General features: G+C 42.6%; 17 protein-coding genes. 6 read left to right on the forward strand and 11 right to left on the reverse strand.

What is annotated here, in order from left to right; translation table 11 throughout:
• Positions 1-107: 107 nt before the first annotated feature.
• Positions 108-719, reverse strand: coding sequence for a GIN domain-containing protein (locus tag BLQ87_RS22860; protein ID WP_074611257.1), 612 nt, complete (start codon positions 717-719; stop codon positions 108-110).
• A gap of 246 nt (positions 720-965) precedes the next feature.
• On the opposite strand from BLQ87_RS22860, the gene BLQ87_RS22865 reads away from it, so the two are divergent.
• Positions 966-3,860, forward strand: a complete 2,895-nt coding sequence (locus BLQ87_RS22865; RefSeq protein ID WP_074611258.1) for a DEAD/DEAH box helicase — start codon at positions 966-968, stop codon at positions 3,858-3,860.
• On the opposite strand, the gene aat is transcribed toward BLQ87_RS22865, so the two are convergent.
• Positions 3,857-4,489 (reverse strand): leucyl/phenylalanyl-tRNA--protein transferase, encoded by a 633-nt coding sequence (aat, locus tag BLQ87_RS22870; RefSeq protein WP_074611259.1) that lies wholly within the window; start codon positions 4,487-4,489, stop codon positions 3,857-3,859. The genes BLQ87_RS22865 and aat overlap by 4 nt on opposite strands.
• A gap of 69 nt (positions 4,490-4,558) precedes the next feature.
• Between aat and BLQ87_RS22875 the strand changes: the two genes are divergently transcribed.
• Entirely contained in the window at positions 4,559-4,927 is a 369-nt protein-coding gene (locus BLQ87_RS22875) for a YccF domain-containing protein (RefSeq protein ID WP_074611260.1), read from the forward strand.
• Here the strand turns inward: BLQ87_RS22875 and BLQ87_RS22880 are convergent.
• Positions 4,924-5,901 (reverse strand): App1 family protein, encoded by a 978-nt coding sequence (locus BLQ87_RS22880; protein WP_074611261.1) that lies wholly within the window; start codon positions 5,899-5,901, stop codon positions 4,924-4,926. The genes BLQ87_RS22875 and BLQ87_RS22880 overlap by 4 nt on opposite strands.
• Positions 5,902-5,954: 53 nt before the next feature.
• Between BLQ87_RS22880 and BLQ87_RS22885 the strand changes: the two genes are divergently transcribed.
• Entirely contained in the window at positions 5,955-6,830 is an 876-nt protein-coding gene (locus tag BLQ87_RS22885; protein WP_074611262.1) for a diacylglycerol/lipid kinase family protein, read from the forward strand.
• Here BLQ87_RS22885 and BLQ87_RS22890 read toward each other — a convergent pair.
• The 8 genes from BLQ87_RS22890 to BLQ87_RS22925 form a co-directional block, all read right to left on the reverse strand.
• Positions 6,827-7,477, reverse strand: coding sequence for an energy transducer TonB (locus BLQ87_RS22890; protein ID WP_074611263.1), 651 nt, complete (start codon positions 7,475-7,477; stop codon positions 6,827-6,829). The genes BLQ87_RS22885 and BLQ87_RS22890 overlap by 4 nt on opposite strands.
• 18 nt (positions 7,478-7,495) lie before the next feature.
• A complete protein-coding gene (locus tag BLQ87_RS22895; protein ID WP_074611264.1) occupies positions 7,496-8,203 on the reverse strand; it encodes a peptidoglycan DD-metalloendopeptidase family protein in 708 nt (235 codons plus the stop codon).
• A 12-nt stretch (positions 8,204-8,215) separates the two neighbouring features.
• On the reverse strand, positions 8,216-8,593 hold the full coding sequence (gene rbfA / locus BLQ87_RS22900; RefSeq protein WP_073236796.1) for a 30S ribosome-binding factor RbfA: 378 nt from the start codon (positions 8,591-8,593) through the stop codon (positions 8,216-8,218).
• A 20-nt stretch (positions 8,594-8,613) separates the two neighbouring features.
• Positions 8,614-9,804, reverse strand: coding sequence for a GTPase HflX (gene hflX, locus BLQ87_RS22905; protein ID WP_074611265.1), 1,191 nt, complete (start codon positions 9,802-9,804; stop codon positions 8,614-8,616).
• Between the two features lie 22 nt (positions 9,805-9,826).
• The gene (gene trpC / locus BLQ87_RS22910) at positions 9,827-10,618 is read right to left on the reverse strand and encodes an indole-3-glycerol phosphate synthase TrpC (protein ID WP_074611266.1); all 792 of its coding nucleotides are present in this window, start codon (positions 10,616-10,618) and stop codon (positions 9,827-9,829) included.
• A gap of 2 nt (positions 10,619-10,620) precedes the next feature.
• Positions 10,621-11,193: an anthranilate synthase component II gene (locus tag BLQ87_RS22915; protein ID WP_074611528.1), complete on the reverse strand. Its 573-nt coding sequence runs from the start codon at positions 11,191-11,193 to the stop codon at positions 10,621-10,623.
• A 19-nt stretch (positions 11,194-11,212) separates the two neighbouring features.
• A complete protein-coding gene (locus tag BLQ87_RS22920) occupies positions 11,213-12,616 on the reverse strand; it encodes an anthranilate synthase component I family protein (protein WP_074611267.1) in 1,404 nt (467 codons plus the stop codon).
• A 494-nt stretch (positions 12,617-13,110) separates the two neighbouring features.
• Entirely contained in the window at positions 13,111-13,545 is a 435-nt protein-coding gene (locus tag BLQ87_RS22925; RefSeq protein WP_074611268.1) for a cytochrome B, read from the reverse strand.
• A gap of 180 nt (positions 13,546-13,725) precedes the next feature.
• Between BLQ87_RS22925 and BLQ87_RS22930 the strand changes: the two genes are divergently transcribed.
• The 3 genes from BLQ87_RS22930 (at position 13,726) to BLQ87_RS22940 (ending at position 21,151) form a co-directional block, all read left to right on the forward strand.
• Positions 13,726-16,452, forward strand: a complete 2,727-nt coding sequence (locus BLQ87_RS22930) for an amidohydrolase family protein (RefSeq protein ID WP_074611269.1) — start codon at positions 13,726-13,728, stop codon at positions 16,450-16,452.
• On the forward strand, positions 16,445-17,761 hold the full coding sequence (locus BLQ87_RS22935) for an amidohydrolase family protein (protein WP_074611270.1): 1,317 nt from the start codon (positions 16,445-16,447) through the stop codon (positions 17,759-17,761). Before BLQ87_RS22930 ends, BLQ87_RS22935 begins: the two co-directional genes overlap by 8 nt.
• Positions 17,762-17,980: 219 nt before the next feature.
• Positions 17,981-21,151 (forward strand): TonB-dependent receptor, encoded by a 3,171-nt coding sequence (locus BLQ87_RS22940; RefSeq protein WP_172664947.1) that lies wholly within the window; start codon positions 17,981-17,983, stop codon positions 21,149-21,151.
• Positions 21,152-21,220 lie beyond the last annotated feature (69 nt).

Consider the following 21,220-nt stretch of genomic DNA (forward strand, 5'->3'; position numbering starts at 1 on the left):
AAAAAACAGGTTAAATGGAAAGAGCCCGGTGGAATACCGAGCTCTCGTACAAAAAACTTAATTTTGAATCTGTCCAACTTTTTGGGGTCACACCAATTCTTTCTTTTCTATTTCACCAACACCGTTTTCGTGTTTGCAGCAATTCCAGCCTCTAAAGAGGTCATTTCTGTTTTCAGAGCAGCAAATTTCTCTGTATCCAGGATTGAGTTTCTATTTTTAACAATGATATGTTGATTTGCAGTACCCGCCAATTTCAAATCTGAATTGTCTTTGGTCACCGTATACAAGCTATTGATGGTACCTTTTACACTTGCAGTAGCATTATCCTGTAAGAACACCTGCAATACTTCCAGGTTAAAGTTCCCTACGGTGGCTACTCTCGCACCTTGAGAAGCATCGATTCTTTGTAAGTCAGTCACAAAAACAGTTACATACAATGTTTCTGAGGCGGTAGAGTTGATAAATAAGGTATACCCTTTTTGTTTAAAAGAAGTCTTGTTTTGATCAAATTCACTGTCTACAGTAATGTCTTGTTTTGATTTTTGAACCAGCGTCAGTTTTACATTTCCGGTAACTACAATTTTGTTAAATGCGGTTAGCGGGGCCAACATTCCTGAAGGATTCTTATCTGCTGCAACAGCAAGGCTGGTAAATGCAGAAGTAGATAAAACAATGGCTGTTAATGTTAGTGCGAGTAATGATTTGAATGAGGTTTTCATAATATTTTGTTTTTAAATGATTTCTTAAGGTTTTGTAGATAAGACGTGTCCATTTCAGAAACGTTTCACTCATTTTCAGCGTTTTAGACCACAATGTTTGAATACCCGACCAAACGGTGTTTTTTTTCGACGAACGGGCAGAAAAAAAATCGGTTAATTCTGCTATTTTATTTGAAAGAAGTTCAATTTGCTGTATGTTTAAAGATTTTTAAATGCTTACCCTCCCTTTGTTTTAACCTTTAGCTAATGTTACGAGTAGATAGTTCTAAACCCTGCAAAATTGTATACTCTTTATGTAAGCATGAGTTTTTCGGCTATTTGATAGAACCCCATATCGTTCAATTGAACCCACAGGGTGATTTTTCATTGACCTACCAGCGGATATTTTCACATACTGCAACTGAATTCGCGAGGCATCTGACCGAAAAAGACCTGAAGCTTATTAAGATCCTCGATGAAACCGAACAGGATTTCATCATTAAGAAGTTCCATAAAAAGCCCATCCGCCCTGTAGAGTTCTTTAGTAAGTTTTTCAATGAGAAGTTTTACGAAAGTGTACGTCCGAAAATTGAGAAGAAACTTTCTGAGGTATTAGAGCTGATCAAAGTTGATGGAGCGCTTTACCTGATGGATAGCGATGGCTGGCCTGCGGAGCGCAAAATTGAAATTGCTGCAGAACCGGCGACTGTTTTATTTCACTTCAGGCGAAATGCCATGGAAACCCGATACTTTCCAACGATAAAATATCAGGGAATGCGAATAGACTTCATGTTTAAGGAAGCCCAGGTGGTGAGCAACCAGCCGGCATGGCTCCTGTTAAATGACATGCTCTATTTCTTTGAACAGGATATCGAAGGTAAAAAGTTAATGCCTTTCCTGAATAAGCGATACATCACCATTCCTAAAGCAACTGAAGGTGCTTATTTTGAAAAATTTGTCGCTCCACTGATCGAAAAATACCATGTATACGCAGAAGGTTTTGAGATTAAGACAGAAAAACATGACCCCAGCCCGGTGATCAAGGTAATTTATGTGGATTCGGGTGTTTCACAACTCCAATTGTATTTCAAATATGACACCCATGCTTTTGCTATGGGGACTGAAAAAAAGATTACGGTCCATTTAGAGAAGGAAGAGGACAATTACATCTTCACCCGAATCAAAAGAGATACCGCATGGGAGAAACAAAAGTTTAATGTATTAACCAGTCTTGGCTTAAAGAAGGTTAGTCCGATATTCCATAATCTGGAAATTCCGCCAGTGCGGGATGAAGATCAGTCTTATGCCATCATCAATTGGGTTAATGAGCATATTGAGCAATTAAAAGAGAATGGTTTTGAGATTGAGCAGCATCAGGGCACTAAAAAATTCCTTTTTGCCAGCAATAAAATAGATTTTGAAATCAAAGAAGACAACGATTGGTTTGACATCAACGCCATCGTTTATTTTGGGTCACACCCCATTCCTTTTATCGCCCTAAAACAACATATCCTCCATAAAAGGAGAGAATTTACCTTACCTGATGGTTCTATTGCCATTATTCCTGAAAAATGGTTTACCCAATACGGCAGTTTATTTAGCCTCTCCGATGGCGGGAAGGCTTTAAAGTTAAAGAAACACCATATCGGACTGATCAATGAGCTTGCAGAAGACGGCATTGCCAATGTAACTTTAAGTCGTAAGCTGGAAAGGCTCAATGATTTTGAGAACATTGCCGATACCCAAATGCCAGTACACTTCAAAGGAGACCTGCGCAGCTACCAGAAAGCAGGTTACAATTGGTTCAGCTTTCTCAGAGAGTACAACTTTGGCGGATGTCTGGCGGACGACATGGGTTTGGGTAAAACCATTCAAACCCTGGCCATGCTTCAGAAAATCAAGGAAGAGGATGAGCAAAACGCCACAAAAAGCACTTCCCTGATTGTAATGCCAACCTCCTTAATCTATAACTGGTTAAATGAGGCCAGGAAATTTACCCCAAAACTGAAGATCCATGCGCATACCGGAAGCTCAAGAAATAAAGACATCAGTCAGTTTGCGAAATACGACATCATCATTACCACTTATGGCATTACCAGAGTAGATATTGACCTGCTTAAAGATTACTATTTCAATTACATCATTCTGGATGAGAGCCAGAATATTAAAAACCCTTCTTCCAAATCATTTAAGGCAGTAAGGGTGCTTAAATCCAGACATAAGCTCGTATTGAGCGGTACGCCTGTAGAAAATTCAGTAAGCGATCTATGGACACAGCTCACCTTCTTAAATCCGGGACTACTGGGCACACAGGCCTTTTTTAACGAAGAATATGTACAGGCCATAGAGAAACGGAAAGATGAAGAAAAAGCGCGTAAGCTGCAGGCCATCATCAAGCCTTTTGTATTACGGAGAACCAAGGAGCAGGTGGCTTCAGAACTCCCTGCAAAAACAGAACAGGTCTTTTACTGCGACATGAGTGAAGATCAGGCCGCCTATTACGAAAAAACAAAATCGGCCTACAGGAATGACCTGTTGAGCAGTATGGATGATGGAACCTATGCAAAAAAACAAGTCCAGCTTTTACAGGGATTAACGGCATTGAGACAACTCGCCAATCATCCGGTGATGATCGATGAACATTATACTTCTGATTCCGGAAAGTTTGAAAACGTGATCCATACCCTCGATAATGTATTAAAAGGCGGGCATAAGGTGCTGATATTCTCTCAGTTTGTGAAACACCTGAACATCTTTAAGCAGTATTTTGAACAGGAGTCCATTCCTTTCTCTTACTTAGACGGGGCGACAAAGAACCGGGGCGAGATTGTAGCAGAATTTCAGGAAAATACCGAACTGAAAGTCTTCCTGATTTCCATTAAAGCAGGTGGTGTTGGGTTGAACCTGACTCAGGCCGACTATGTATTTATACTTGATCCATGGTGGAATCCTGCAGTAGAACAGCAAGCTATTGACCGGACCCATAGAATCGGACAGGAAAAGAAAGTTTTCATCTATAAATTCATTGCAAAAGATACTGTAGAAGAGAAAATACTGGCCTTACAGAACCGCAAGAAAAGACTGGCCAGCTCGTTGATTACAACAGAGGAAAGCTTCTTTAAGTCGCTCAGCAAGGAAGATATCCGGGAGATCCTGAATTAGGTGGTCAGCATGGTATAATATTCATCACGACTGATCATCACTGCGCCCAGGCTCATCAAATGATCATTGGGCAGCTGACAGTCGATCAACTTAAATTCATTGGTCTGGCAAAGCCAGATCAATGCTGTTTTCGAAGCATTGCTGACCAGGCTGAACATGCTTTCCCCGCAAAAGACTTCATCAACCTGAACACCATATAGTCCGCCACACAATACGCCATCCTTCCAGACTTCTACGCTCTTGGCGTAACCATATTCATGTAAGGCGATATAGGCTTCCTGCATTTCTGAAGTGATCCAGGTTCCGGGCTGATCTTTCCTGCCCACCATTGCACAATTTCGGATGACCTCCGGAAAGGCCTGATTACAGGTGACTTCAAAAACCTGGTCTTTTAAAACCTTTGCCATACTCTTGCTGATTTTTATCTGATCAGGATAGATCACACAGCGTTCATGAGGAGAATACCAACAAATAGGATCGTCTTCACTAAACCAGGGAAAGATGCCGTGATGGTAGGCCAAAAGCAACCTATTGATACTTAAATCACCCCCTACAGCCAATAATCCATCTTCCTCAGCCAATGCCGGATCAGGAAAACTGATCTCCTTTTCGTCTAGTCTAAAAACCATATGCAATAATAAAACAATACCTTTAATGTAACTAATCCTTCTTTAGGTCATCTTAATTAAAAATACAATATGAATTTAATAGGCAACATTATCTGGATCGTTTTTGGGGGTATATTCATCTTTTTCGAATATATAATCGGAGGTCTGATTTTATGCTTAACGATCATCGGCATCCCTTTTGGGCTGCAATGTTTTAAATTTGCCATTGTTGGCCTCGCGCCATTTGGTGTAAAAATTACAGATACTTCCTCCAATACCGGATGCCTTTCTACGATCATGAACATCATCTGGATTGTTTTCGGTGGGTTCTGGATTGCATTAACCCATTTTTTCCTTGGCCTTCTTTTCTGTATTACCATTATTGGAATCCCTTTTGGCAGACAGCATTTTAAGCTGATGAACCTGGCCTTTACGCCTTTCGGGAAATCGATCAGTTAAAAACCAATCAATCCGATCTTCTTTGAATGCGCAATAGCTTCCTTGCTATGGTTAAACAGGCAGGTTTTGATTCCTTTGGCCTCAATTTTAGCCAGGATTTCCAAGGTGGCCGCCGTCTTTGATTTACGGATATTTCTGATATAAACGGCTTCGATATTCTGAGGGTATTTTTCCGCAATTGTGGCATAGATGAAGGGATCTTTCTGAGAATTATCTCCGAAAAAGACAAATTTCTGATTCGGAAAGACATCCAGAATCCTCCTTACCCGCAGCAGTTTTCCTTCATGTCCGGTTTTACCCGTCTTCAGCAGACCAGTCCAGCTTTTAATCTGGTTGAGCAGGAATGCGCCTTCGGGCAAACCATTAAAACGGAAGGTTTCTACCAGGTAATCGTACAGATTCCATTCACTACTGGAAACATAGAAAAAAGGATTGGGCTGTTCCGTATCGGTATGCGATAAGGCAAGTAAGCCATAATGTTTTTTTGTATCGAGAAAAGTTTTCCTTGTTCTTGGATTCTTAATGAAGAGCTCTCTGAGCCTTCTTCCGATCCTTGCAGAATGAGAGATCATCACGGTATCGTCGATGTCTGAGATGAAGGCATACTGGGTAATGTGAGGCACATAGACCTTTCCTTCTGCCACTGCAAGTACGGCATTATCTTCTCCTAAAGCCTCAACCCTTACCCCGTGCCATCCGGCAGGAACATTTTCTATTGCTTCCCATTCAAATTTAAAAAAACCATCATATGCTGTTTTTTGATGAACAACCTGTCCCTTAAAGTTCAGCCGGACGCTAACATAGGGTGCCGGCCTGACACGAAACAACCTTAACAGATGGACGATGTTGACGAATAGATTGTCGCTATAAACCTGCCTGGTCTTTGCCTTAAAATCAAATACATGTCCGTAAAGCACCAGATTGTGCGTATGCCCATAACCATGATATACCTTAACACTGGTGGATTTATTCATTGTTCTTTAAAACAGAGTTAGGGGAAAGTTGTTTGTGATATTAAAGATTATACATGGGAAAGCGCAGTGAAAGCCCGAAATTACTATTTATAGTAAATCCGGGTTCTGGAAATAACGAAATAGATTTTGCCGAAGCAATACGTACTTATTTTGAATCAAAAAATACAGACTTTGAGATTTATGAGCTGTTTAAAGGCTGCAGCTTAGCTAAATTAAGGTCGGTCATCATACAAGCAAAGGCCGATCGGGTGGTGGCTGTAGGAGGAGACGGAACCTTAAAACTGGTAGCGGAATGCCTGGAAGGGACAGATACCCCTATTGGCATTATTCCTGCAGGATCTGCCAACGGGATGGCCAAAGAACTCGGCATCCCATTGGAAGTAGATGCAGCCCTGGAACTTGTGGTCAATGGCCAGCCAAAAAAGATCCATGCGGTAAAAGTAAATGGAGAGCTTTGCATCCACCTCGCCGACATTGGTTTTAACGCTTATATTGTCAAGAAGTTCGATGACCTCCCCCAACGGGGCATGTGGGGTTATACTAAAGCAGCCTGGAAAGCCCTTTGGAATCACAGTAAAATGGACGTAGAGATCAAAATCAAGGATAAAACCATTCGCACCCAGGCTGCAATGGTGGTGATCGCCAATGCAACGATGTATGGTACAGGTGTAAAGATTAATCCTGATGGGAACCTGACTGACGACCTTTTTGAGGTGATTCTGGTGAAAGAATACTCGGTAATGGAAATCTTAAAAATCAGATTTACAGATCTGCCTTTTAATCCGGAGAAAATTGAGACCTTTTCTACCCGGGATTTAAAGATCAAAACAAAGCGCAAGGTTCATTTCCAGGTAGACGGAGAATATATGGGAAAGGTAAACCGTGTAGAAGCCAGTATTCTTCCTGCCGCAATCACCGTAATTATTTAGCGACAGTATTGAGCGATCAGCTCATCTGCCAGGCTTGAGCCCATGTTCTTTACAAACAGGAAGTCTTCACAGGCACCTTGCAGGTCTTTCTGTTTCAGCTTGCGTTTACCATCATTGATTCGCTCTTTTAAATAGGCCTCATCGTAACCCAGTTCGGCTTTTAAGCGCAAGATTCTCGCCTCTTCTTCCGGTTTGTATTTAACGGAATCTTTGTTTTTATAGAAATTCAGGACGGCATTCGTCATCCCTTCACTGGATTTATAATTGGCAATGGCAAGCTGAATATCTTCCTTACTTTTAAGGTCGCAACCATAACCGGAGAGGTTAAAAACCATCGGTGCAATCAGGACCAGCGTAGAATCGTGCCCTGCAGGAACATTCCATTTGCCACTGCTCAGACGGATCAGCCTCAATGCCTCATCGTCCAGGTCCGTTCCGATCCCTTTACGGACCACAGAATAGTAAACCTCTCCTTTTTTATTGAGCTTAAATCCGATGTTTACGACCCCCTCAATGCAATTCTGCAGGGAGTATGGAGGATACACCTTATTAGACGCAACAAATGCCTCCAACCCTCCTTTTAACTGAGGCTGTGCCTGTACGGTAAATCCGGCGAGAAGAAATAGTGCTAAAAGAAATCTGCCCATGCACTAATTTACGCATTTTTAAATCAATGCGGATTTAAAAGTATGTTTTAATATTGGGGCAGGATCAGGGGAATTGCCCAGAAAGGCTGCTTTTTTCGAGTACTGACATACTCCGGGATAATCGCCTTTAAAGGCATAGATATTAAAAATCAGTTGAAAATGCAGGTGTGGCGGCCAGAAACCGTTCTCTTCCGGAATGCCAAAACGGGCGAAAGCTTTGCCCATTGGGATGTGCTGGCCTTCCTCCAGTCCGGTCAGGGAATCCAGGCTCAGGTGTCCATATAAAGCATGGAAAATCTGTCCGTTGAGGTTATATTTCAGGATAATAGTTGCCCCATAGTCCCCATACTGGTCATTGAATTTAAAACTATGAACTACCGCATCATGAAAATTGTACACCGGCGTTCCTGCAGGACCCCAGATGTCGATCCCGAGGTGTAAACGACGTGGTTCTTCGGCAGTATCAAAATGATGACTCCGGGCATAGATTGTCCGGTGTTCATCATAACCACCTATCCCATAGCGGGCATGATGAGCATTAAGCTCATCTGCTACCCAGGTGCTAAAAGTAGTGGTATCTTCCAGGATTTCCGGGGTGATGGCGGTGTTATTCGCGGTCAGATCAAAGGTATAGAGCTGATCCGATTCCGGATCAAAGTCTACCACTTTTCCAATTGCTACGCCTTCCAGATTTAACTGTGTTTCCCTTTGTCCTGCTACCTGCATTGTATAAAAAGATTATTCCGCTTCTTCGTCTGTCTCTTTGCGTTCCTTAGAAATTTTGTCGAACAACTTATCCATGTGTTCTACATATTCATTGGTATCATCAAGGAAGAAGGTTAAGGTAGGTACTACCCTTGCCTGATGGCGGATTCTTGCACCTAGTTTATACCTGATCTCACTGGAATGAGAATTTACTTCTGCCACAGATAAAGTGGTATTGTTGGTGTTTAAAAAGCTTAAATAAACCTTTGCTACTGCCAAATCCGGAGAAACACGGACTTTGGTAATGGTGACAAGGGTATTTGGTAAATATGCTGCTCCTTCACGTTGAAATATAGCTGCTAATTCCTCTTGCAGGACTCCGGCAAATTTCTGCTGACGTTTACTTTCCATAATTATTCCAATCTTAAATATTAATATAACAGCTTATCATAAGGATAGCGCTCGGTATGTAAAGCGACAACTTTATCGTACAATAATTGCTTAAATTCTTCTAAATTCTCTTTGTGTATCGCAGAGATGAATAAGGCAGGCGCATTCTCATTGGCCATCCAGCTGCGTTGAAACTCTTCAAGTGTAAGCGTGGTCTTTTCTTCATCTTCTGAATCTACTTCCGGGCTCACATATGCATCGATCTTATTGAACACCATTACGATAGGCTTATCTCTGGCGCCAAGCTCTTTCAACGTTTCATTGACCACATTGATCTGATCTTCAAAATTGGCATGTGAAACGTCTACAACATGGAGCAGGATATCTGCTTCACGTACTTCATCAAGGGTAGATTTAAAGCATTCTACCAGGTGGTGAGGTAGTTTTCTAATAAACCCTACGGTATCTGATAAAAGAAAAGGCAGATTTTCGATTACGACTTTGCGTACTGTCGTATCTAATGTTGCGAAAAGTTTATTCTCTGCAAACACTTCAGATTTCGACAGCATGTTCATGATCGTCGACTTACCTACGTTGGTATAGCCCACCAAAGCCACGCGGATCAGTTCCGCCCGGTTTTTACGTTGTGTCTCGTTCTGCTTATCGATCAGTTTCAGGCGGCTCTTCAGCAAAGAGATTTTTTCGAGAATCATCCTTCTGTCACTCTCAATCTGAGTTTCCCCCGGACCTCTCATCCCGATACCACCTTTTTGGCGCTCCAGGTGGGTCCATAAACGGGTTAACCGCGGCAGCAGGTATTGTAGCTGAGCCAGCTCCACCTGCGTTTTCGCCTGTGCAGTTTGTGCCCTTCCGGCGAAAATATCAAGGATCAGGTTGCTCCTGTCCAGGACTTTTACCTGAAGTTCGCGTTCCACATTTCTAAGTTGTGATGGTGACAATTCATCATCAAAAACAACCATATCTATCTCTTCCGACTTTACGTAAGCCGCTATTTCTTCTAATTTCCCTGTACCTACGAAGGTAGCACGGTCTGGTTTCAGCATTTTCTGCGTAAACGAACGGTCTACCACACCACCGGCAGTATCTACCAGGAATGCCAGTTCATCCAAAAACTCTTTGGTTTCTTCCTGGGTTTCTCCTGGTCTAATTACGCCAACCAGAACAGCACGTTCGGGTTTAAGCGCGGTATCATAATATTTCTGTTTTCCCATGTAAAGTACAAAGATACAAAAGTTATACCGAGATCAGCTGACTGACAAAGTCGGTCATGGATGCGCCCGGGTTTTCGGTTTTCATAAAGTTCTCCCCGATCAGGAAACCATCAAATCCTGCAGCACGCAGCTCATTAATGGTCTGAGGATTGCTGATGGCACTTTCGGAGATCTTCAGGAAGTCGTCCGGAATCTCATCTACCAGGTCAAAAGAGGTTTGAATGTTCACAGAGAAATCGGCAAGGTTGCGGTTGTTCACCCCAATGGCATCCAGTTCAGGAATAACACTTCTTTGCAATTCTTCGAGGTTATGAACCTCCAATAACACGTTTAAACCAAGACTTTTAGCAAACACTGCCAGGTCTTCGATCTCATCAGGAGTCAGGATTGCTGCGATGAGCAAGATGATATCTGCACCTAATGCTTTGGCTTCCAGGATCTGGTATTCATCGATCATGAAATCTTTTCTTAAGATCGGAATCTGATTGGCTGCTCTTGCGGCCAGCAGGTCATTGGTATGTCCGCCGAAAAAATCCACATCCGTTAGCACCGATAAAGCAGAAGCACCTGCAGCTGCATATGCCGTAGTTACCTCTTCGACAGTCACTTTGTCATTAATGATGCCTTTTGAAGGAGAACGTCGTTTAAATTCGGCGATGATCCCGGTACGCTGATCGTCCAGTAAAAAGTCTTCAAAGGAGTAAGGAACGCGGTTGAAATGTAATGCTGCTTCCAATTGTTTGATAGAAACATTCGCTTTAGCGAAGTCCACTTCTTCTCTTTTGCGCAGTACGATTTTATCTAAAATATTCATAATTAATGTTCTAACCAGTTTTTCATCATTTGTTTACCATGTTCCGTAAGGACGCTTTCCGGGTGAAACTGAACACCTCTGACATTGAACTCGTTGTGTCTGAGGGCCATAATTTCGTTGTCTTTATCAATTGCAGTTACGGTAAGGCATTCCGGTAATCCTTCATTGCTGACTACCCAGGAATGGTAACGTCCTACATTAATCGTTTCCGGGCAATCTTTAAACATCACTTCTTCTTTATCCAGAACTGTAATGGGTGTTGCAATTCCATGCATCGGGCGACCTAAATTTAGTAAAGTTCCACCAAATGCTTCTGCAATTGCCTGTTGCCCTAAACAAACACCAAAGATACTTTTAGTGGGCGCATATTTTTTGATCACTTCCAATAGTAATCCCGCTTCTTCCGGAATTCCGGGGCCCGGAGAAAGGATGATCTGATCGTATTGATCTACATCTGCTAAGTCGAACTTATCGTTACGCCATACTTCCACATCTCTACCCAGTTCATTGATTAAATGCACTAAATTATAGGTGAATGAATCGTAATTGTCGATTACCAGTACTTTCTTCTGCATGTTCGTATGATTTGTCATGTTATATTCCTGTAGCCATTTCTATTGCCCGGCGAAGGGCTGCAATTTTATTATTTACTTCATTCATCTCATTTTCCGGGATGGAATCTGCCACGATACCAGCACCTGCCCTGTAATGCAGTTGGTTGTTTTTACTCATAAAGGTCCGGATCATGATGGCATGGTTAAATTTATCATCGAAGCCCATGTAACCAATGGCTCCGGCATAGAAGTTACGTCCTAATCCTTCGTACTCATCGATCAGTTGCATCGCCCTGTATTTCGGTGCGCCACTCAATGTTCCGGCAGGATAGGTATCTGCTACCACCTTAAAAGCAGAAGTATTCTTTTGAAGATTTCCGCTTACTTTGGAAACCAGGTGGATGAGGTGTGAATAGTATTGTACTTCTTTGAAGGACTTTACTTCTACCCCACTGCAATGTCTGCTCAGGTCATTTCTTGCCAGGTCTACCAGCATGACATGTTCTGCACTTTCTTTAGGATCCTGCTCTAATTTTCTGGCCAGTTCTGCATCTTCTTCGTCGTTTCCGGTTCTTTTGAAGGTTCCGGCAATCGGGAAAATATTGGCCACATTATCTTTGATGGTGATCTGTGCTTCCGGCGAGGAGCCGAACAACTTGAAGCTTCCATAATCGAAATAGAACAGGTATGGAGAAGGGTTGATGGAACGCAGGCAACGGTATACATTAAATTCGTCCCCTAAGAAACCTTGTTTAAATGCTCTGGATGGAACAATCTGAAAAACATCACCCCGCAGGATATGCGTTTTCATCTTGTCGACAATATCCATAAAGCCCTGATCTGTCAGGTTTGAATGTTCTTCCCCCGTGGTTTTAAAACTATATTCCGGGAAGTTTTTATTCTGAACCAGGTATTCCATTTTGGTCAGATCCTCGTCTTCATCTTCGTTAAAGGTGTTTTTGAAGAGGGTTATTTCATTTTTGAAGTGATCAATGGCAATGATGTACCGGTAAATATGGTATTGCATCACCGGAATTTCTTCGTCCTTTGGGCATTCCGCTTTGAAAGTAATGTCTTCAAATTTAGGGACGGCATTCCAGGTAAAATATCCGAACAGACCGTTGGAGATATAGCGGGTATCTTCTACTACTCCCGGCTGAAACTGCTCCTTGAAGGCATCAATTTCTTCGGTCAGCACAAAATTCTCTTTTTCACTTTTCTTTCCATCAGGAAAATAGGAAGACAAGATGCCATTGTTGAGCATAATTCCTGCAACAGGCTCTGCACAGACGTAGCTGACAGAGTTTTCCCGGCTGTGGTAGTCGGAACTTTCCAATAAAATGGTATTTGGGAACACATCTCTTAACCTCAGATAGATGCTCACCGGAGTAGTGGTATCGGCAAGGCGCTTCTTGTAAGTGGTATTAATTATATAGTTCTTCATCTTAATTCTTGGTTTTCATTTGCATTGCTTCCCATTTTTTCAGGAGCAATCAGTATATATTCATTTCTTCGTTCATTGTCAGGCTTTCTTTCTCAGCAAGCTTTTGGTTCATTTTCAGGCGCCAGGCCAGGTATGCTTTCGATTTTTCATCTGTCTCTATTTAATTTTCGGTGTTCACTACTTACGTTCAAAGGTCCTCAAGTGCTTTTAAATCCGGTTTAGCGGCTATGAAGCAGTCTTTTATCAAGTTTTTGTAAGCCCTATGCTTACGGTGGTTTCATTTCCTCTTCAAAAAAATTATACAACAAAAAACCCGACGTGTGGTTACGTCGGGTTAAAGTGTGGTTTGGTTTAGGTTGATAAACTATAAGGTACACGAAGCTACGACGAAACTCTTTTCAGAATTACTGCGCCATTGCCAAGTATGTATATTGTTAATCATGAGCAACAAAAATATAAATAAATCTTACAACACCAAATTAAATTGTGAAATTTTATGATACTCCCCAGAACGTCCTTGCCGGATCAGCCTTGATCATTGCGATAATTGCAGCAACAATCATGATTAATCCAAGACCAAAATAAAGGGCAATAGTGCGGTGTTTGCCTGCTGGCTCAACAATTCGCTTCGATCTTGCGTTTCCAACAGTGATTAAAATGGCTGCAAAAATCATCATTGAAATGTGCTCCATTTTCCAGTATCTGATTCCCGCTTCGACTAAAGGGCTCATGAAATATAATATCAAGCCAAATAAAATTTGGACATGGGTAAAGATCAATGTAAAAACATTCAATTTCCTGTTTCCTTCTGTATATGGCTTTTTACCCAACCATCCTGTCAATGCCTGAACGATTGCCAATACCAATAAAATTAAAACCAGGTAACGCCATCCTGAATGCGCACTTCTCAAAATCTGATAGAAATTCATAACTATGTTTTTCTTTCAAACTTAACTAATAAATTACTTGATTATAAAAAAGAGAAAATAGTAATGTTTATTTAAAACCATTCTAAATGGAGCTGAGCACCTTGTTTTCAGTAAAAAACATGTTATAAAGCCCTGTAGTTGTTTTTTTATGATAGATTTAGGGAACTAATCTAAATTTTTATGAAGAAAATTCTACTCTCGCTTGCGTTGGTCTTTTCTGGTACTTTTTTATTTGCACAGCAAACCTATCCTGTAAACGGCTCTTACGACATCAGGCAGGGAATGTATGCGTTCACCAATGCAAATATTGTAGTTAATGCCAACCAGACCATCTCCAACGGAACCTTACTAATTAAAGGACAGACCATCCAATCTGTAGGCACAGGAACAGCCATACCGAAGGGTTATGTGGTGATCGACCTGAAAGGCAAATACATTTATCCCTCGCTCGTGGATGCTTTTACGGCTTACGGGGTAGCAGAAGGCAGTCGCCAGGGAACAGGCGGACCACGCCAGTCGATTTTTATCTCTACCAAAAAAGGGGCTTATGGCTGGAATGAAGCCATTCGTCCGGAAACGCATGTCAACACCATATTTGCCATCGATGCTAAAAAAGCAGATGAATTGCGTAAAGCAGGTTTTGGCAGTGTGAATGTGGTCAACAGGGATGGCATCTCCCGGGGCACCTCTTCGGCGGTGACTTTAAGTGACGAACGGGAAAATGGCATTATGCTAAAACCGGAAGCTTCCGCCAATTATTCCTTCAATAAAGGGACTTCACAAAATGACTACCCGACCTCATTGATGGGATCCATCGCGCTCCTGCGTCAGACCTATTATGATGCGCAATGGTATGGCAAACAGAAAGAAGAGTACAACATCTCCCTGGAAGAGTTTAACAAGCAACAAAATCTACCTCAGATCTTTGAGGCGGATGGCTGGCAAAATATCCTGCGCGCCGATAAAATTGGGAAAGAGTTTGGCAAACAGTATATCATCAAATCAAATGGAGATGAATACCAGAGAATTGAGGCCGTAAAAGGTACCGGGGCCAGTCTGATTATTCCCATCAACTTTATAAAAGCCTACGATGTGGCTGATCCTGCAGATGCAAGAGATGTGACGCTTGCACAAATGAAAGGCTGGGAAATGGCTCCTGCCAATCCGGGAGTGCTGGAAAAAGCAGGGATCCGATTTTCTTTAACGGCACACGGCCTCGATAAACCAGCTGATTTCTGGACCAATATCCGTTCGGCAATAGACAATGGATTGAGTCAGAAGCAAGCTTTACTGGCCGTTACAGAGGTTCCTGCAGCAATGATCGGGATTTCCGACAAGGTGGGTACGATTGAAAAAGGCAAACTCGCCAACTTCATCATTACTTCCGACAGCTTATTTAAAAAGAGCAACCTTGTGCTGGAGAACTGGGTACAGGGAAAACGCTTTATCACTTATCAGAAAGACGAAAAAGATACGGCATCAAAGGCTCCTGCTAAAAAGGAAGAACCAGTACAAAAACTGGCAACAGGCACGCTGATTTATCCATTTACAGCTTTCGGCAATGCCAGTCCTTTAAAACAAGAGACCGTATTGTTGAAAAACGCGACTGTTTGGACCAATGAAAAAGAGGGCATTTTGCAGAATGCAGATGTTTTACTGGAAAACGGAAAGATCAAATCGGTAGGTAAAAACCTAAGTGCAGGCAATGCAAAGGTGATTGACGCGACGGGAAAACACATCACTCCCGGTCTGATCGATGAACATTCCCATATTGCCGGAACAGGCGGCATTAATGAAGGTGCCCAATCTTCCTCCGCAGAAGTACGGATTGCAGACATTATCAATTCTGAAGATGTTAATATCTACCGTCAGCTTGCAGGTGGGGTCACCACTTCACAGATCCTTCACGGCTCTGCAAACCCTGTAGGCGGACAGGCGCAACTGATCAAACTCCGCTGGGGGAAACTTCCGGAAGAGCTAAAGTTTGCCGGTTCTGATGGTTTTATCAAGTTTGCACTTGGTGAAAACGTAAAGCAAAGTAATTTTGGTTCCGGAGCACGCTTTCCGGTGACAAGGATGGGAGTAGAACAATCTTTTGTAGATCAGTTTACCCGTGCAAAAGAATACAAAGCGGCAATGGCTGTTAAAGGAAGCACCGTACGCCGTGATCTGGAACTGGATGCGATTGTAGAAATTCTGGACAACAAACGTTTCATCACCTGTCACTCTTATGTGCAGTCCGAGATCAATATGCTGATGAATGTGGCCGATAGTCTTGGCTTTAAGATCAACACTTTCACCCATATTCTGGAAGGTTACAAAGTGGCGGATAAAATGAAAGCACGTGGCATCAATGCTTCTACCTTCTCTGATTGGTGGGCTTATAAAATGGAGGTTGCAGAAGCCATTCCTTACAATGGAAAGATTATGCACAATGTTGGGATCACGACTGCTTTCAATTCAGATGATGCAGAAATGGCCCGCAGGTTAAACCAGGAAGCAGGAAAAGCCGTGTTATACGGTGGCGTTCCTGAAGAAGATGCCTTGAAATTCGTGACTTTAAACCCGGCAAAAATGCTGCACATCGACAATAAAGTAGGCAGTATCAAAGCAGGTAAAGATGCGGATGTGGTGATCTGGTCGGCACACCCATTGTCTATTTATGCCAAGGCAGAGCAAACATTTGTAGATGGCATCTCTTACTGGGACATCAGTCGTGATGAACAGGTAAGAAAAGCGCAAAACACAGAACGCGAAAGGCTCATCAAAAAAATGCAGGACAGCAAAAGTAAAGGCGGTAAAACACAACGCCCGGTTGCAGAAAGCCCTCGCATGTACCATTGCGAAACAGTAGAAGATTATTCTATGGAACTAAACGAATCAGAAAGGACACATACTCATGAATAAATATTTTTTAACCTTGTTCCTTACCGCCGCAACAGCCGTTTCCGGTTTTGCACAGGCCAACATCTCTCCTGCCCCCGCACAAAGTAAGCTGACCTATGTATTGGGCGCTAAATTACACCTGGGCAATGGTACCGTTATTGAAAATGGATATCTGATCTTTGATAAAGGCAAGATCACGGGCATTGGAGATGCAACGGTAGTCCGCCTGGATATGTCAAAAGGCGAATTGATCCAGGCCAATGGCAAACATGTTTATCCTGGCTTTATTGCTCCTGTAACGAATTTAGGTCTGGCGGAGTTTGAATCGGTAAAAGCATCGCTCGATTTTTCTGAGATCGGCAACCTGAACCCTCATATCCGCTCCATCATCGCTTACAATACGGATTCTAAGGTTCCGGCAACGTTGAGGAGTAATGGTGTGCTGATGGCACAGGTTACCCCACAGGGCGGGACCGTTTCGGGAAGCTCCTCAGTGGTACAGCTAGATGCCTGGAACTGGGAAGATGCGGCGATCAAAAAAGATGACGCCATGCACATGAGCTGGCCGGTAACGCCAAAGATCAGGCCTGGCTTTGGAAACCGTCCTCCTACACTTACTCCTGAATTGCTAAAAGAAAGAACACAAAACTCCATCAATGAGCTGGACCAGCTTTTCTCTGAAGCCAAAGCCTATGCGGAAACCGCTAAACCAGCAGTGACAAACGCCCGCCTTGCAGCCATGAAAAACCTGTTTAATGGCGGTCAGAAGTTGTTCATCAATGTAGATGGCCAGAAGGACATTATTGCGGCTGTCAATTTTGCAAAGAAATACCAGATTACCCCGGTAATCGTGGGTGGAGATGAGGCTTATCTGGCGATTGATTTTCTAAAACAAAACAATGTTTCTGTGGTAGTAAAACAGCCTCATGCACTTCCCAATGTGACAGATGACGATGTGAATATGCCTTACAAGAATGCCGCAGTATTGGTAAATGCCGGATTGAATGTAGTGATCAGTATTGATGGCTACTGGCAGCAAAGAAACCTTCCTTTTATGGCAGGAACAGTTGCTGCATGGGGCCTTGATCCTGAAAAAGCATTACAAACCATTACCCTGAATACCGCTAAAGTTCTGGGCATAGACAAGACTACAGGCAGCTTAGAAACAGGGAAGGATGCAACTTTCTTTATCTCCTCCGGAGATGCTTTAGACATGAGGTCTAATCATGTTGAAAAGGCATTTATTCAGGGAAGAGACATCAATCTGGACAATCTGCACAAACAACTGGACAAGAAATTCAGTGATAAATACAATGCACAGAAGCAATAGTTAATCATTTTATCTTTTCTGCCCCATAGCGGGATGGAGCAAACAGGCTGTCTTTTTTAAGATGGCCTGTTTTGTTTTTGCTAAAGTTTTGTTTCGCTAAATGTCTGTTTTACTTTTGCTAAATGCCTGTCTCCGTATCATTTCTTAATACAAGCATAGTTTTCTACTAACATCCCGGCTTTACTTTCGTCTCGGAAAATTTACCTAAAAACTTATTTAATGATGAGACATCTACTGTGCACCGTCCTGTTATTTTTCTGCTGTTCTTTATTTAAAAACGAATTAGCAGCCCAAACAACACTAGCCTCCATCTCCGGAGTCATTACGGACAACCAAAACAAACCCATTCCCGGCGTATCCGTTAAAGTAAGGAATGAGTCAACCGGTTTTACCACCAGTACTACCACTAACAACCAGGGTAATTATACTTTTAAGGAGCTTCCATTAGGATCACCTTATACCATCACCGCTGCTTATGTAGGATTTGGACAACAACAAAGAACCGGTTATTCCCTTAACCAGGGTGATGCCGTTAAATTGAATATCCTGATGACAGATGCCGCGGAGAATCTCTCGGTAGTAGAGATTGTGGGTTCAGGAATGAAAAATAAAACAGAGACTCTTGGCGCTGCAACCACGATTTCCGCAAGAGATATCACCAGACTTCCGGTTAACGGACGTAATTTCAACTCTCTATCAGACCTTTCTCCTTTAGCGGGAAGAGGTGGAAATATATCCGGACAACTGGGCTCCTCCACCAATTTCACCATTGATGGGATGACTGCAAAGAACCCTACTTCCGCAGGCGCAACAACCAGCAGAAGCGGAGCACCTTATTCGATCTCTATAGAGGCAGTCCGTGAATTTAAAGTAGTGACCAATCAATATGATGTTACTCAGGGCCGTAGTGGTGGTGGAACCATCAGTGCGGTAACAAAATCAGGTACCAATACCGTAAGCGGAAGTGCCTTTACTTATGGCCGCGCAGACTGGTTGGTTAGCCCGAATGAGATCAGTGGTAAAAAGCGGACTTCCGATTTCTCTACTTACCAATACGGATTCTCATTAGGTGGCCCGATCATCAAAGACAAACTGCATTTTTTTGTGGCCTGGGATCACCAGAAAGATTCGCGTCCGCTTAATATCGTCAACATTCAAACAAGTGCAGATGAAGACAACTGGGGTATTACCCAACCTACCCTGGATAAATATGTGGACATTGCACGCCGTGTATATGGTGTTGCGAATACCCCACAGTTTGGTGCTTTCAATAAAAAAAGAGGCTCAGATGCAGGATTTGCACGTTTAGACTGGCAGATCAATGAGAAAAACCTACTAACCATCAGAGACAACTACACCAATGACAGAAATCCATTGGGTTTAATGGACAATGTTAAAGTTACGCTATTTGAATCCTATGGCAATGACAAGAATGTGGACAACAGTTTCCTGGCCACCTTGCGTACTTCGATCAATCCGCGTCTGACCAATGAGCTGAAAGCACAGCATCTTTACACGTACCAGCTGAGCAGTCCGGGAGATCAGCTTCCTTCGTCAAATATCCCAAGAGCTGTGGTAGATAAAGTGGTTTCCGGCCCGTTGACCACCAGCGTTCAACTAGGCGGACATCGTTTCGCTCAGGAAGGTTTTACAAACAATGTCTTCCAACTCGTAGATAACATTTACTACAATACAGACAAAATAAAATACACCTTTGGGGCAGACCTGATGTACACCCGTGCGCATTCCGTTTACGGTAGTGAACTAAATGGCCGTTTTTGGTTTACAGAGGCTAACGGCGCTTCTTCTTTAAAGAACTTCGAGGATAAAAAGCCTTACCGTTATACCAGAGAAGTTCCACTCGTTGCAGATCCAAGTGTTACCCAGGGAATCTTTAGTGCTGCACTATACGCACAGGCACAGGCAAAACTGGCTCCCGGGCTGGATATGATTGCCGGGATCCGGGGAGATTATACTTCTTATCCGACAGTCGCTTTTAACCAACTGGTTTTCGATGAGCTTGGCATGCGTACCGATCATTCTTTATCTACTTTTCAAATCCAGCCACGTGTACAGTTTAACTGGGATGTAAACGAAAATCATAAAGATTTCATTCGTCTGGGAGCCGGTATTTTTGGTTCAGACATCAACAACTACATGACGATTAACAATGCCGTATTTGACGGAAATCACCTTGCTTCAATCGACGTAACGGGTGCAAATGTGCCTACTCCAGATTTCCCTGCTTATCGCGCAAATCCTTCCAGTGCTCCGGGAATGGACCTGTTGGCCAATCCGGCAAACAAGCTGTTGACGATCAACACCAATGCTCCTGATGCACGCGTACCGGTGGTTTACAAAGCCAATATTTCCTATAGCCACTTTATCACAGAGCGGTTAAAAGTAGGCATCTCCGGATACATGACTTTAGGTCGTCATAATTACATGTATACAGACAGAAATATGGTGAAAGATCCTTATTTCCGATTGGCCAATGAGGGGAACCGTGGTGTTTATGTCCCGCCAATGGGTTCGGATGCAACTCCAAACTGGTTAAATGGAAGAATCAGCAATAAACTTGGCCGTGTACTGGAACTAAACAGTAAAGGAAGGGTAAATCAATTTGCGATGGTAATTGATGCTTCTTACCGCTATTTAAAAGACGGAGAGATCTCCTTCAGCTATACACTTAATGATGCCAGAGACAACACTTCTTACAACGGTAATGTCGCCAATACCGCAACGCTATCTTTACCGGTTGTAGACGATCCAAGAGACCTGAGCAGAATGTCTTATTCGGACAACCAATTCCGTCATAAGATCGTTTTTTACGGCTCTCTACCTACCTTTGCGGGAATTAGCGTAGGTGTTCGTTATTCAGGAATCGGTGGTACCCGTTACAGCTTATTATCGGGCATCAATACAAACGGGGATTTTGTTCCAACGAATGATCTGGCCTTTGTATTTGACAGGAATAATCCTGATGTCCCTCAAAATGTCCGTACAGGTCTGCAGACTATTCTTGACAACCCCGCAATCAGTCAGAGTACAAAAGATTATATCTTAAAGTATGAAGGGAAAGTAGCAGAAAGAAACGGTGGGATCAATAAATTCTATGGTATTTTTGATTTGAGGATCACGAAGAAATTCAGGATTCACAAGAACCACAGTATAGAATTATCGGGAGACCTTTTCAATGTGGCCAATTTACTGAATAAAAAATGGGGTGTAAATGAGAGCATGGGCGTACAGAGTTTATACACCTCAGGAGCTACGAAATTCGATGTGGTAAAGAACCAGTATCTATATAATCCAAACCTTAAAACAGGTGCTGTTATTGCCAGTGGCAGTCCTTATCAGGGACAAATCGGACTTCGTTATGGATTCTAGTTCATTTGTAAGTTCAAACTAGTAACCATTAAACTATAATTTGAAAGCCGTTAATCTATTGATTAGCGG

Origin of the sequence: Pedobacter steynii, from assembly GCF_900103665.1 — a bacterium.
In the GTDB taxonomy this organism is placed as follows: domain Bacteria; phylum Bacteroidota; class Bacteroidia; order Sphingobacteriales; family Sphingobacteriaceae; genus Pedobacter; species Pedobacter steynii.

Bases quoted from the DNA above. Each gene is read 5' to 3' on its own strand.
- BLQ87_RS22925 (WP_074611268.1), bottom strand. From the start codon at position 13,545: ATGAATTTCTATCAGATTTTGAGAAGTGCGCATTCAGGATGGCGTTAC.
- aat (WP_074611259.1), bottom strand. From the start codon at position 4,489: ATGGTTTTTAGACTAGACGAAAAGGAGATCAGTTTTCCTGATCCGGCA.
- BLQ87_RS22895 (WP_074611264.1), bottom strand. From the start codon at position 8,203: ATGCAGGTAGCAGGACAAAGGGAAACACAGTTAAATCTGGAAGGCGTA.
- BLQ87_RS22880 (WP_074611261.1), bottom strand. From the start codon at position 5,901: ATGAATAAATCCACCAGTGTTAAGGTATATCATGGTTATGGGCATACG.
- BLQ87_RS22875 (WP_074611260.1), top strand. From the start codon at position 4,559: ATGAATTTAATAGGCAACATTATCTGGATCGTTTTTGGGGGTATATTC.
- rbfA (WP_073236796.1), bottom strand. From the start codon at position 8,593: ATGGAAAGTAAACGTCAGCAGAAATTTGCCGGAGTCCTGCAAGAGGAA.
- BLQ87_RS22890 (WP_074611263.1), bottom strand. From the start codon at position 7,477: ATGGGCAGATTTCTTTTAGCACTATTTCTTCTCGCCGGATTTACCGTA.
- BLQ87_RS22865 (WP_074611258.1), top strand. From the start codon at position 966: ATGTTACGAGTAGATAGTTCTAAACCCTGCAAAATTGTATACTCTTTA.
- BLQ87_RS22860 (WP_074611257.1), bottom strand. From the start codon at position 719: ATGAAAACCTCATTCAAATCATTACTCGCACTAACATTAACAGCCATT.
- BLQ87_RS22935 (WP_074611270.1), top strand. From the start codon at position 16,445: ATGAATAAATATTTTTTAACCTTGTTCCTTACCGCCGCAACAGCCGTT.
- BLQ87_RS22920 (WP_074611267.1), bottom strand. From the start codon at position 12,616: ATGAAGAACTATATAATTAATACCACTTACAAGAAGCGCCTTGCCGAT.
- BLQ87_RS22915 (WP_074611528.1), bottom strand. From the start codon at position 11,193: ATGCAGAAGAAAGTACTGGTAATCGACAATTACGATTCATTCACCTAT.
- BLQ87_RS22930 (WP_074611269.1), top strand. From the start codon at position 13,726: ATGAAGAAAATTCTACTCTCGCTTGCGTTGGTCTTTTCTGGTACTTTT.
- hflX (WP_074611265.1), bottom strand. From the start codon at position 9,804: ATGGGAAAACAGAAATATTATGATACCGCGCTTAAACCCGAACGTGCT.
- BLQ87_RS22940 (WP_172664947.1), top strand. From the start codon at position 17,981: ATGATGAGACATCTACTGTGCACCGTCCTGTTATTTTTCTGCTGTTCT.
- BLQ87_RS22885 (WP_074611262.1), top strand. From the start codon at position 5,955: ATGGGAAAGCGCAGTGAAAGCCCGAAATTACTATTTATAGTAAATCCG.
- trpC (WP_074611266.1), bottom strand. From the start codon at position 10,618: ATGAATATTTTAGATAAAATCGTACTGCGCAAAAGAGAAGAAGTGGAC.